Genomic DNA, 12860 nt, shown 5'->3' on the forward strand with positions numbered 1-12860 from the left:
GACAATAAACAGAATTGGCTCGCATTTTGCATGAGGGATATGTCATGAAGATGACTTGTCGTATCGGCACATTCGGCGTTCTTTCTTGACCTGGAGCCTTTTCATGCAACCTGCAAAACATCTTGTCGCCTGGGCTATCGGCCTGGCCCTTGCAACCGGCGCTCATGCGCAGCAAACCGATCTCACGGTCTACACGGCCCTCGAGACGGATCAGCTCAAGGCCTATCAGGAGGCCTTCAACAAGGTTCATCCCGATATCGCGATCAAGTGGGTGCGAGATTCGACGGGCGTGGTGACGGCCAAGCTGCTGGCAGAAAAAGGCAATCCGCAGGCCGATGTGATCTGGGGCGTCGCGGCATCCAGCCTGGCGCTGTTCGACAAGAACGGCATGCTCGAAGCCTATGCGCCCGCCAACCTCGGGGCGATCCAGGCCCAATACCGTGACAAGAAGACGCCGCCGGCCTGGTGGGGCATGGATGTCTTCGGTGCCGTGGTGTGTTTCAACACGGTCGAAGCGCAGAAGAAGAACATCCCGCTGCCGACCACCTGGCAGGATCTGCTCAAGCCGGAATTCAAGGGCCAGGTGGTCATGCCCAATCCCGCTTCGTCGGGCACCGGTTACTTCGATGTGGCGGCCTGGCTGCAGCTGTGGGGCGACGAAGACGGCAAGGGCGGCGGCTGGAAGTACATGGATGCGCTGCACCAGAACATCGCCCAGTACACGCACTCGGGCTCCAAGCCCTGCAACATGGCGGCATCGGGCGAGTACGTGGCCGGCATCTCCTTCGAGTACCGCGGGCACACCAACAAGGCCAAGGGCGCGCCGATCGAGCTCGTGTTCCCCAAGGAAGGCCTGGGCTGGGATCTCGAAGGCTTCGCCATCTACAAGGGCACGAAAAAGCTCGACGCGGCGAAGAAACTGGCCGACTGGGCCTCGTCGAAGGATGCGATGGTGCTGTACGGCAAGAACTTCGCCGTCACGGCACAGCCTGGCGTGGCGCCCAAGCTCCAGTACATCCCCGACGACTACGAAGCCCGCCTGATCAAGATGGACTTCGATCAGTCCGCCGCCTCCCGCGACCGCGTGCTGGCCGAGTGGACGCGCCGCTACGACGCCAAGAGCGAAGCGAAGAAGTGATGTACGCCCCACGCGATGCGTCGGACAGCGGGATCCTCCCGCTGCCGGCCGGAGAATCCGACATGCGCCCTGACTCCTATCTGCAGCTCAAGGGCGTTCACAAGCGCTGGGGCGCCTTCACGGCGCTCGAGCAGATCGACCTGTCGATCGCTCGCGGCGAGTTCGTGTGTTTTCTCGGGCCTTCGGGCTGCGGCAAGACCACGCTGCTGCGCATCATCGCGGGGCTTGAAACGCAGACGGTCGGCGAGATCTGGCAGGCCGGCCGCAACATCTCGGTGCTGCCGCCGGCGCAGCGCGACTACGGCATCGTGTTCCAGTCGTACGCGCTGTTTCCCAATCTCACGATCGCCGACAACGTGGCCTACGGACTGGTCAATCGGCGCCAGTCGCGGGCGCAGATCGCCGAGCGGGTGCAGGGCCTGCTGGCGCTGGTGGGGCTGCCGGGCAGCGGGGCCAAGTACCCGGCGCAGATGTCGGGCGGACAGCAGCAGCGGGTGGCCCTGGCGCGTGCGCTGGCCACGTCGCCGGGCCTGCTGCTGCTCGACGAACCCCTGTCGGCGCTCGATGCCCTGGTGCGCGTGCGCCTTCGCAACGAGATCCGGGCGTTGCAGCGCGAGTTGGGCGTGACCACGGTGATGGTGACGCACGACCAGGAAGAGGCGCTGTCGGTCGCCGATCGCATCGTGGTCATGAACCACGGCGTGATCGAGCAGGTCGGCACCCCGGCAGAGATCTACCGCGAGCCGGCTTCGCCGTTCGTCGCGCAATTCATCGGCAAGGTCAATCGGCTGCGCGGCGTGTCGGAGGGCGATCACTGGTTTCGCTGCGGCGACAAGCGCCTGCGCTGTGCGCCCGCGGCGGGCGCCGATTTCCGTCCCGGCCGGCCCGTGGCGCTGTACCTGCGGCCCGAAGACCGTGTGGTCGGCGATCTGCGCGAGGACGACCCCGCCCTGTGCACGGGCCGCGTCGGCCGCATCGAGTTCCTGGGCGGCAACTGCCTGGCCGAGATCGAGGTCGAGGGCCTGCCCGGGCAGCCTCTGCAACTGCAGTTCTCTCTCAACCAGATGGACGAGTTCGGCGTGCGCGAGGGCGCGCCGCTGCGATTCGCGCTGCGCACCGACCGGCTGCGTGTGTTCGCCGCCGGCGAGGAGACCGAATGAACGCCGCCGCCACCGTCGTCGTCAACGGTCCTGCTCTTGCGCAAAGGCTGCCGTGGAGCGACCGGGTGTCGCACCTGGGCCTGCTGGGCATCGTGCTGCTGCTGCTGGGCCTGGGCCTGGTCGCGCCTCTCGTCGCCATTCTTTCCCAGTCGCTGAATCCCTCGGCCAGCGGCGCGGCCGGCCTGGCCGCCTTCACCTCCTATCTGGCTTCGCCGGCCCTGCTGGGCAGCCTGTGGAACAGCGTCTGGGTGTCGCTGCTGGTGACGCTCATCGTGGTGCCGCTGGCCTTCACCTTTGCCTACGCGATCACCCGCAGCTGCATGCCGGCCAAGCCGCTGCTGCGCACCGTGATGCTGCTGCCGTTGCTGGCGCCTTCGCTGCTGTCGGCCATCTCCATGATCTACTGGTTCGGCAACCAGGGCGTGGCCCGCGACTTCTGGCTGGCGCTGGGTTTCGAGGGCATCTACGGCGCTCCGGGCATCGTGCTGGCGCAGTGTTTTGCGACGTTTCCGCATGTGCTGATGATTCTGGTGACGGCGCTCTCGCTGGCCGATGCCCGGCTGTACGAAGCGGCGGCGGCCATGGGGACCGGCACGGTGCGCCAGTTCTTCACCATCACGCTGCCCGGTGCGAAGTACGGGCTGATCTCGGCAGCGCTGGTGTGTTTCACGCTGGTCATCACGGACTTCGGCATTCCCAAGGTCGTCGGCGGCAACTTCAACGTGCTGGCCACCGATGTGTTCAAGCTCGTGATCGGACAGCAGGACTTTCAGCGCGGTGCCGTGGTCGCCCTGCTGCTGCTGGCCCCTGCGGTGCTGACCTTTGGCGTCGATGCGCTGGTGCAGCGCAAGCAGACCGCCACGCTCACGGCCCGCGCCGTGGCCCTGGTGCCCCGGCGCTCGCGGGGGTTCGACTTCGCGATGACGCTGTACTGCGGGGTCGTCGCAGGCCTGGTGCTGGCGATGTTCGGCATGGCGGTGTTCGCTTCGTTCGCGACCTTCTGGCCCTACAACCTTGCCCCGAGCCTGAACCACTACGTGGCCGGCCTGGTCGATGCGGGCGTGGCCACGTCGCTGATCAACAGCCTGAAGCTCGCCACGGCCACGGCCGTGGTCGGCACGCTGGTGGTTTTCCTGGGCGCCTATCTGCTCGAGAAGACGCGGGGCCTCGACATGCTGCGGCCCGCCGTGCGGCTGATGGCCACGCTGCCCATGGCCGTGCCCGGTCTGGTGCTGGGCCTGGGCTACATCTTTTTCTTCAATGCGGCGGGCAATCCGCTGAATGTGCTGTACCAGACGCTGCCGCTGATGGTGCTCTGCACGGTGGTGCATTTCTACACCACCGGCCACATCACCATGGTCACGGCACTCAAGGCCATCGACGGCGAGTTCGAGGCCGTCTCGGCTTCGCTCAAGGTGCCGCAGTACAAGACCTTCTGGCGCGTGACGCTGCCGATCTGCCTGCCGGTTCTGCTGGATGTGTCGCGTTACTTCTTCATCAACGCCATGACGACGATCTCGGCGGTGGTGTTCCTGTACTCGCCCGACACAAGGCTGGCCTCGCTGGCCATCCTGAACCTGGACGAGGCCGGCGACACCGGGCCGGCGGCGGCCATGGCGGTGCTGATCGCGGCGACGTCGGCCGTGGTGACTCTGCTGTACCTGGGCCTGGGCAAGCTGGTCGACCGGCGCACGCAGGCGTGGAGGGCGCCGCAGCGATGAGCCGGCTCGCCCTTTTCGACCTCGACAACACGCTGTTGACCGGCGACAGCGAAGTGCTGTGGCTGGACGACCTGCGCGACCGCGGCCTGCTGGATGCGGCGCTGTCGGCACGCAACGCCGAGATGGACCGCCGCTACCGGGCCGGCGAGGTGACGGCCGAAACGTTCTGCGGTTTCTATGCCGCGACCTTCGCGGGCCGCACCCCTGCGCAATGGCAGCCGCAGCGCGACGATTTCTTCGATCGTGTGCTGGCACCGCGCATACCCGCCGCCGCGCAGGCCCTGGTGCAGCAGCACCGCGAGGCGGGCGACCTGCCGGTGCTGACCACGGCCTCGAGCCGTTTCCTGACCGAGCCGAGCGCACGTGCTCTGGGTTTTGCGCATGTGATCGCGACCGAGCTCGAGCAACTGCCCGACGGCCGGTTCTCCGGGGCTCCCCTGGGCACCCTGAACATGCGCGAAGGCAAGGTGGTGCGTTTGCGGTCGTGGATCGCCGAACGCGGCCTCGATCCCGAGGCCGAAATGGCGCGTGCCGTGTTCTACAGCGACTCGCGCAACGATCTGCCCTTGCTGCGCGCCGTCGGATTCCCCTGTGTGGTAGACCCCGATCCGTTCCTGCTGGCCGAGGCCGGGCGGGCGGGCTGGCCCGTTCTGCGTATCCACCGCATTTCCTGACCTCCAAAAAAACATGACTCTCCAAAGTTCCTCTCGTTTCGACCTGGTCGTGGTCGGCGCCGGCATCGTCGGACTGGCCCATGCCTACACGGCGGCACAGCGCGGCCTGAAGGTCTGCGTGGTCGAGCGCGATGCGGCCTGCGTCGGCGCCTCGATCCGCAACTTCGGTTTCATCACCGTGACCGGCCAGGGCGCCGGCGACACCTGGCGCCGAGCCTGGCGTGCCCGCGAGGTCTGGGGCGAGGTTGCGCCGCAGGCCGGCATCGAGGCGATTCACCAGGGCCTGTATCTCACGGCCTTCCGGCCTCAGGCGCGCACGGTGATCGAAGCCTTTCTGCGCACCGAGATGGGCGAGGGCTGCGCTCTGCTGGAGCCGGCCGAAGCGGCCCGCCGCGCCCCCGCGCTGCAGCTCGACGGCGCGCAGGCCGTGCTCTACAGCCCGCACGAGATGCGGGTGGAATCCCGCACCGCGATCGGGCTGCTGGCACGCTGGCTGGCCGAAGCGCACGGCGTGGTGTTCCGTTTCGGCGAGGCGGTGCTCGAGGTGGCCACGCCGCATGTGCGCACGTCGCGGGCCGTCCTGCAGGCCGACCGGGTGGTGGTCTGTACCAACACCGAGCTGCACGGCCTGTTCGCCGAGCGGCTGGCCCCGCATGCGCTGCGCCTGTGCCAACTGCAGATGTTGCGGGTGATGCCCGAGCCGGGCTTCAGGCTGCCGGGTTCGGTGATGGCCGATCTGAGCCTGGTGCGCTACCACGGCTACAGCAAGCTGCCCGAGGCCGCGCCGCTGCTCGAGCAGATCCAACGCGAAGAAGGCGAGTCGCTGGCGCACGGCATCCATCTGATCGTGGTGCAGAGCGCCGACGGCTCGCTGGTGGTCGGCGACTCTCACCATTACGGCGCCGCACCCGAGCCCTTCGCCAGCGAGCACGTCGACACGCTGATCCTGCGCCATCTGCGCGAGACCCTCAGGCTGCGCGAGGCCACGGTCACCGCGCGCTGGGTCGGCACCTATCCCTCGTCGCCCGATACCGATTGTCTGATCGACGCACCGGACGACGCCACGCGCGTGGTGCTGGTCACCAGCGGCACCGGTGCGAGCACGGCTTTCGGCATTGCCGAAGAAGTCTTCGCAGGCTGGTGAGCGCGCCATTCAACCGTAAGAACATGAACACTTCCCTGACCCCCCCTCCCGCCGTTTCCTCGGCACCCGATGCCCTCAGCGCCGTCGTCTTCGACTGGGCCGGCACCATCGTCGATTTCGGCTCGTGCGCGCCCATGGGGGCCTTCGTGCGCCTGTTCGAGCAGTTCGGTATCGACCTCACCATCGAACAGGCCCGCGGCCCCATGGGCATGGCCAAATGGGACCACATCCAGGCCCTGGGACGCCTGCCTGCCGTCGCCGCGCAGTGGGAGCGCAGATACGGGCACAGCCTCACCGATGCCGATGTGGATCGGTTGTACGAGGTCTTCACGCCGCTGAATGCCGCCGTGGTGCCCGACTTCTGCGACTTCATCCCGGGGGCGCTCGAGGCCGTCGCGGCCATCCGTGCACGCGGCCTCAAGATCGGATCGACGACGGGCTACAACCGGCCCATCATGGCCGTGGTGACGGCCATCGCGGCCCAGGGCGGATACGAACCCGACAACCTGGTCTGCGCCGGCGACCAGGCCACCGGCCGGCCCACGCCGCTGATGATGTGGCGCTGTTTTGCCGACCTGGGCATCTGCTGGCCCTGCACCGTGGTCAAGGTGGACGACACCGAGGTCGGTGTGCAGGAGGGACTGGCCGCCGGCAGCTGGGCCGTCGGCCTGGCCGTCAGCGGCAATGCGATGGGACTGCCGCTGGCCGAATGGCAGGCCCTGACCCGCGAGGAACAGCAGCGCCGGCGTGCGGCGGCGGCAGACAGGCTGTACCAGGCCGGCGCCCACTACGTCGTGGACTCGGTCGCCGATCTGCAGCCGGTGCTCGACGACATCGCCGCCCGCCTGGCCCGCGGCGAGCGGCCGGACTGAACCGGTGCCGTCCGGACGACGGCCGCTTGCCGGATCACGCCGGAGGGACAAGACAGGCCACAATCGCGGTCTGTGTGAACCGATACCCCACAATCCTCCCGTGACCACCACTCCCACTTCGTTGAACATCGGCGCGACCACGGCCATGCGCGTGGCCGCCGATCTGCGCCAGCGCATCCTCAACGGCGAGTTCGCGCCAGGGCAGCGGCTCAAGATCGACGACATCGCCACGCTGTTCGGCGTCAGCCACATGCCGGTCCGGGCCGCGCTGCAGGAGCTGGAGGCCGAGGGCGTGCTGCAGGTCTTCCCCCATCGCGGTGCCGAGATCCGGGGCGTGGACGTGCGTTTTGTGCGCAACATGTACGACCTGCGTGCGGCCATCGAAGGCATGCTGACGGAACGCTGCGCAGCGGCGATCACCGCCCCCGTGATTTCGGTGCTGCGGACGACCGCACAGGCGTTCGAAGAGGCCGCGAGCCGAGGCGACAGCCACGGCATGATCGCCTCCAACCTCAAGCTGCATGCGGCGATCAACGAGGTGGCCGACAACCCCGAAGCCGTGCGGGTGCTGGGCCAGGGCCGCCTGCTGGTGCAGGCGCTGCGCCTGCGCTTCGGCTTCGGCCCGGGCCAGGCCGCGCTGATCGCCCAGGAACACCTCGATCTGGTCGATGCCATCGCCCGCGGGGACGTGGCGCAGGCGGGCGAACGGGCGCGCCAGCATTGCATCCGTGCGCGGGACGATCTGCTGGAGCTGATCCAGCATTAGAGACAGACGTTGCCGCAAACGGATATCGTCAGAACTGGTACTTGGCGCTCAGCATCGCACCCCGCGGCGACCCGTATACGCCACCGTAATTGCCGAGGCCGCTGTAGTAGCGTTTGTCGAGGACGTTCGCCACATTGAGCGACACCTGGAGTGTCCGATCCACCTGGTAGCGCGCCAGCAGGCTGTAGACGCTGTAGCTCCCCTGCTGGGCCTCGTCGACATAACCATACCGGCTCTGCCAGTTCATTCCCATGCCCAGGGTCAGGCGATGCCAGTCGCCCGGAAGCCTGTACGCGGTGAACAGTTTCACGCTGTTGCGGGGGATCTGCGTCACCGCACGCAGGCCATCGGCATCCTGGCTGGCGGTATACGTGTATCCGGCGCTCACATTCCAGCCCGGTGCGATCTGGCCGGTGATCTCGGCTTCGAAGCCCTTGGTCGAAATGCCCTGCAGGGCTTCATAGGCGCCCAGCGTGCTGCTGTAGGTGGCCAGGTTGTCCTGGCGGGTGCGAAACACCGCCAGGCCGAGGTCTAGCCGGTTCTGGGCCAGGCTCGCCTTGACACCGGCTTCCAGACTGTTGCCTCGCTCGGGAGCCAGGACGTTGTTGTCGGTGTCCCGGATCGATGCCGACTGCGGGTTGAAGATTCGGGTATAGCTGGCGTAGGCTGACCACTGCTTGTCGATGTCGTGAACGATCCCGGCGAACGGCACGAAGACGCCGTCTTCCTTGATCTTCGTGCTGCTCCGGATGCCTGCGACGGTGGTGGCGTCGGCCGTGCGTTTCCAGTCGGTCATCCGGGCACCCAGGATGAGGCGGGTCGGCTCGGCCAGATGCAGGCGTGTCGTCAGATAGGCACTGTTCTGGGTCTCCACGGACTTCGTGTCCCCGGCCTTCGTGAACGCCGGCCCGTCGGCTCGTCCATCCCATGTCGCGGGATTGCCGATCGCACCGTCGTAACCGGTCCAAGGTCCGACCCAGCCGCCGTAATCGGGCGTATCGCGGCTGGTTCGGGACAGCGTCACGCCGGCCACCAGCTCGTGCTGACGGCCTCCGAGGGTGAACGGCCCCTTGATCCGGGCATCCAGGCTGTTCTGTCTGTCGACGCTGGCCCAGCGCACGGGCCACAGTACACCGCCCAGGCCCGTCGATGGGTCCAGGCTGCCGGTCAGGAAGTACAGCGCGCTGTCGTACTGGTAGCGGCTGTGGCCGAGCTCTGCCCGCCCTTGCCAGCCGTCGCCGAAGTCATGTTCGGCATTGACGAAGAAATGGGTCAGCCGCGTATCGAAGAAACTCCAGTCGGGCGCGACATTGGTCGAGCGGGCAAAGCGGGTCGACGTTCCGTCGGCAAACCGCAGCGGAACGCCGGTTCGAAGCGGCGAATCGTTGTTCTCGGACTGGTGGCTGAAGCCTGCACCGAGCCGGGTATCCCGGTCGACGTCGACTTCGCCGATGCCGTAGATCAGGCCGGACTGCTTGGCGTAGCGATCCAGCCATGATTTCTGATCCTTGTAGTCCGCGACCAGCCGTCCCCGCACGTTGCCCGCCTCATTGAGCGGTCCCGAGACGTCGGCTCCCGCACCGTAGCGCTGCCAGTTGCCCGCCTCGACAGTGATGCTGCTCTGGTTCTCGGCGGTGGGCCGTTTGCGGACCATGTTGATGCTGGCGGCCGGACTGCCCACGCCGCTCATCAGGCCACTGGCGCCGCGCAGCACTTCGACGCGATCGAAGAGCGCCGTGCTCTGGACATAGTTGGATGCGCCGAACGCACTGGGGCTGCCGTCGACCAGGAAGTTGGAGACATTGAAGCCACGCGACCACAAGCCACTCAGGTCGGTTCCCATGCCCTGGCGAAAGGCGGTGATGCCGGTCGTCGCCTCGAGCGCATCCATCACGTTGTCCAGTTTCTGATCGTCCAGCCGCTGGCGAGTCAGGACGGTGAGCGACTGAGGTGTCTCCTTGTAGGTCAGCGCCAATGGCGTGGCGGTGGAACTCGAACCCATGGCTGCGTAGGAGCCCGTTCCTTCGGTCGTCGCGCCAGTGTCGGCCTGTGCCGTGACGCGCACCTCGGGCAGGGTCGCCGCCCCGTTCTTCGAGGCGCCGGCGGCCCTTTGCAACGACCAGCCGCCGCTCGGGGTGCGCACCACCCACAAATCGCTGCCGGCCAATGCGGCGCGGGCAGCCTGCTCGGGTGTATATCGCCCCTGGACCGGCGGAGCCTGCAGGTGACGGACCAGATCCGCATCGATCGAGATCGGCTGGCCGCTTTCGCGGGCGATGCGGGCAAGGCTGCTGCCCAGTTGAAGCGACGGAATATCGTACGAACGCCTGGTGTCCAGGGAGGCGTCCGCGGAGGGCTGCTGGGCCTGGATGGGCAGGGCGGTCATGACGAGCGCGGCCGCCATGATCGGCTTCAAGCTGTTGACGGGGTGCATGATGGCGTCTTTCTCATGTAAGCGTGTTGAAGAATGGCTTCATGAGGCTTGTGTATCGACGCAAGAAAAGTGACAGTCCCGGTCACAGAGAAGAGACGGAAGAGGCTGGCCGACGCCCTGCCGGCGAGTCGGCATCGGGGTCAGGATTCGTCCCGCATCGCGATGCGGACCAGCCAGCCGCCGGTGTAGCGGCGGATCCGGAGCGGCAGAGTCTCGGCCATCAATTGCAATGTGCGATCGGGATCGTCGAGCGGATAGCTGCCGTAGACCCGGCATTCGGCAGCCCGCGGGCTGATGTGCCAATAGCCCCGGGTGTAGGGCTTCAATGCGGCCACCAGATCGGCCAGCGGCTGATCGTGCATTTCAGCCAGTCCGCCTTGCCATGCCGACGCGGCGTGCGCAGACCGGTCGATCGGCGTGACGCCTTGCCGCGTCATGCGTGCCACCTGGCCTTCGTCCAGCGGGTGCGCAAGACCCTGCTCGGGCGACAGTTCGACACGGTGCAGCAGCATCGCCACCTCGGTGTGGTCGTCGCGCTGCCGGACGGCAAAACGGGTGCCGAGTGCGCGGACCGTGCCTTGAGCGGTGCGGACGACGAATGGGGGTCTGTTCCTGCCGCCGGTGTTTGCCGGCGCCACGTCGGCCAGCAGAGCCCCTTCTCTGAGGACCACGAGTCGCAGCTCGGGCGTGAACAGGATGTCGATGGCGGAACGTGCATCCAGCTGAATCGTGCTGCCATCTGCCAACGTCACCCACTGGCGTTCACCGGTTCCGGTCCGGTAGTCCGCGAACAACTGGGCGAGCGGCATGGCTCGATCGAGCATCAATCCGGCTGTGGCGGTACTCAGACCGCCCACGGCCAATGTGCCCTTGAGCATGCGCCGGCGGTTGCGCGACTGGATCTGCGCCTGCGCGACGGTGCTGGCCAGCGTGTCGGCAGAACCGCCGGCAGGCGTTTTCAGACCGCCAAGCCGGCTGTCGACACGGGCCGTGAGCCGATCCCATACCCTGGCGTGCGACGGATCGGCGACCAGCCATCGGTCGAAGTCGTGTAGCTGATCCGGCGTGGCCTCTCCGGAACGCAAGACGACCAGCCAGTCGATGGCGGCTTCGTGCAGCGGGGCGGGCGAGCCGGCGGTTTTCATGGCGACTGCAAATCGGCAATCCGCCGGAAACCCTGGGCCATGTATTGACGCACCATGCTCGGCGAGACGCCCAGCCGGACGGCGATTTCGGAGTAGGTCAGTCCGTCGATCTGGCTGTAAAAGAAGGCTTGCCTAGCCTTGGCGGACAAGCCTTCCAAGGCGCCGTAAACCTGTTCGAGGGCCTGCAGAAAGGTGTGACGCTCTTCCGGGGAAGGCGCCAGGTCTTCCGGCATGGCCGCCAAGGCGTCGAGATAGGCCTGCTCGAGGTCACGTCTGCGCCAGAACTGAAAAAGCTGCCGTTTGGCAATGGTGGTGAGAAATGCCCTGGGCTCGCGGATCTCTTCAAGTCCTGCACGCTTGGCCTGGATGGCTGCGGCTTGGGCAAAGGACTCCGCCGCGAGGTCTTCCGCCTCCGCGCGATTGCGCAGACGGTTGTGTATGCGCGTCAGCAGCCAGCCGTGATGGCTGCGGAACCAGCTATCGAGGACAGCCATTGCCGAACAGGTCGAATCCACGGCGGTGGATGTATTCGGTCCGAGCGCTTCGGTGGCTTCAGGCATGGGCAGGTTGCAGATAGGGGGTGTGCGATTGTATATGAATTGACAACCATTCTCATGTGAGGATGCGACGCGGCTGCCGGATCGGCCCGTACGTCAGTGAAGATCTTGTCTTGATCGGGTTATCCCCAGACAGCCGGGCCGCTTTTATGTCCTAATATTTGATCAAATATCAAATAAACAGGCCTACCCCGTCCTCCCAAGGATCATCATCATGAACATGCCCACCTTCGCCGCCGTTTCTTCCGTGTTCCTGGCCCTGGCTGCTGCGGTGATCCCCGTGGCCGCCCAAGCCGCCCCGTGGCCCGACAAGCCGGTGACGATGATCGTGCCGTATCCGCCCGGCGGCACGTCCGATTACGTCGGCCGCGTGCTGGCCGACAAGCTGGGGGCGGTGCTGGGCCAGCCGGTCATCGTCGACAACCGGCCCGGCGCGGGGGCCATCGTGGGCACTTCGATCGCGGCGCGGGCGGCTGCGGACGGATACACCATCCTGCTGACGGCGCCGGAGTTCACGCTCAACCCGGCCGTGCGCGAGAAAGTGCCGTACGACGCGGGCAAGGATTTTTCGCCGGTCGCCCTGATTGCCAGCTACCCGCATGTGCTGGTGATCAATCCCCAGGTGCCGGCGCAGAACGTGCAGCAGCTGATCGCGCTGGCCAAGGCCAAGCCGGGCGAACTGAACTTTGCCTCGGGCGGCAGCGGCGGCAGCAACCACGCGTCCGGCGAGTTCTTCAAGCACACCGCAGGCGTGCAGATCACGCATATCCCGTACAAGGGCAACGGCCCGGCCCTGACGGATCTGCTGACGAACCGCGTGCAGATGCTGTTCACGGGTTACGCGCCGGTGGAGATGCAGGTCAAGAGCGGCCAGTTGCGCGCCATCGGCGTGACGGGGCCGCGGCGCCTGGCCGCCTTGCCCGATGTGCCCACGATGGCCGAGAGCGGCCTGAACGGCTACGACTTCAGCACCTGGTACGGCGTGCTGGCACCCGCGAAAACGCCCCGGCCCGTCATCGACAAGCTCAATGAAAGCCTGCGCCAGGTGATGGCCGCACCCGAAGTGAAAGACAAGCTGGCCAGTCTGGGCGCGGACCTGACGGTGAGCTCGCCCCAGGCCTACGGCGCCATGCTGCAGGCCGAAGTGGCCCGCTGGGCCACCCTGGTGAAAGCCACCGGCATGAGCGCGGAGTGAAGCCGTCCCGCGTCATGCAGGGCTCCGCGGTTTTTCCATGGGCCCGTTTCGGCC

At 66.6% G+C, this 12860-nt stretch carries 11 protein-coding genes; 8 read left to right on the forward strand and 3 right to left on the reverse strand.

The annotated features are described in order from the left end of the window. The first annotated feature begins 103 nt into the window (after positions 1–103). From EC845_RS06820 to EC845_RS06850, 7 genes are all read left to right on the forward strand, one after another. The gene (locus EC845_RS06820; protein WP_123296527.1) at positions 104–1138 is read left to right on the forward strand and encodes a putative 2-aminoethylphosphonate ABC transporter substrate-binding protein; all 1035 of its coding nucleotides are present in this window, start codon (positions 104–106) and stop codon (positions 1136–1138) included. A gap of 62 nt (positions 1139–1200) precedes the next feature. Further along, positions 1201–2298, forward strand: a complete 1098-nt coding sequence (locus EC845_RS06825) for a putative 2-aminoethylphosphonate ABC transporter ATP-binding protein (protein WP_233597968.1) — start codon at positions 1201–1203, stop codon at positions 2296–2298. Next, positions 2295–4019 (forward strand): putative 2-aminoethylphosphonate ABC transporter permease subunit, encoded by a 1725-nt coding sequence (locus EC845_RS06830; RefSeq protein ID WP_123296531.1) that lies wholly within the window; start codon positions 2295–2297, stop codon positions 4017–4019. The genes EC845_RS06825 and EC845_RS06830 overlap by 4 nt, the downstream gene beginning before the upstream one ends. Next, positions 4016–4693 carry an HAD family phosphatase gene (locus tag EC845_RS06835; protein WP_123296533.1) on the forward strand — a complete coding sequence of 226 codons (678 nt, stop codon included), beginning with the start codon at positions 4016–4018 and terminating at the stop codon, positions 4691–4693. Before EC845_RS06830 ends, EC845_RS06835 begins: the two co-directional genes overlap by 4 nt. 13 nt (positions 4694–4706) lie before the next feature. Continuing rightward, positions 4707–5837, forward strand: a complete 1131-nt coding sequence (locus tag EC845_RS06840) for a TIGR03364 family FAD-dependent oxidoreductase (protein WP_123296535.1) — start codon at positions 4707–4709, stop codon at positions 5835–5837. Positions 5838–5860: 23 nt separating this feature from the next. After that, positions 5861–6709 (forward strand): phosphonoacetaldehyde hydrolase, encoded by an 849-nt coding sequence (gene phnX / locus EC845_RS06845; protein WP_123296537.1) that lies wholly within the window; start codon positions 5861–5863, stop codon positions 6707–6709. Positions 6710–6809: 100 nt separating this feature from the next. Continuing rightward, a complete protein-coding gene (locus tag EC845_RS06850; RefSeq protein WP_148077264.1) occupies positions 6810–7475 on the forward strand; it encodes a GntR family transcriptional regulator in 666 nt (221 codons plus the stop codon). Positions 7476–7503: 28 nt separating this feature from the next. Here EC845_RS06850 and EC845_RS06855 read toward each other — a convergent pair whose 3' ends face one another. The 3 genes from EC845_RS06855 to EC845_RS06865 all read right to left on the reverse strand — a co-directional run bounded on the left by EC845_RS06855 (position 7504) and on the right by EC845_RS06865 (position 11614). Continuing rightward, positions 7504–9909, reverse strand: coding sequence for a TonB-dependent siderophore receptor (locus tag EC845_RS06855; protein WP_123296541.1), 2406 nt, complete (start codon positions 9907–9909; stop codon positions 7504–7506). 140 nt (positions 9910–10049) lie between these two features. Next, entirely contained in the window at positions 10050–11054 is a 1005-nt protein-coding gene (locus tag EC845_RS06860; protein ID WP_123296543.1) for a FecR domain-containing protein, read from the reverse strand. Then, a complete protein-coding gene (locus EC845_RS06865; protein ID WP_233597969.1) occupies positions 11051–11614 on the reverse strand; it encodes a sigma-70 family RNA polymerase sigma factor in 564 nt (187 codons plus the stop codon). The genes EC845_RS06860 and EC845_RS06865 overlap by 4 nt, the downstream gene beginning before the upstream one ends. A gap of 211 nt (positions 11615–11825) precedes the next feature. Here EC845_RS06865 and EC845_RS06870 point away from each other — a divergent pair, with 211 nt between their 5' ends. After that, a complete protein-coding gene (locus tag EC845_RS06870; protein WP_123296547.1) occupies positions 11826–12806 on the forward strand; it encodes a tripartite tricarboxylate transporter substrate binding protein in 981 nt (326 codons plus the stop codon). The last annotated feature ends 54 nt before the right edge of the window (positions 12807–12860 follow it).

The sequence above is a fragment of the Comamonas sp. BIGb0124 genome, from assembly GCF_003752175.1.
In the GTDB taxonomy this organism is placed as follows: domain Bacteria; phylum Pseudomonadota; class Gammaproteobacteria; order Burkholderiales; family Burkholderiaceae_C; genus Comamonas_F.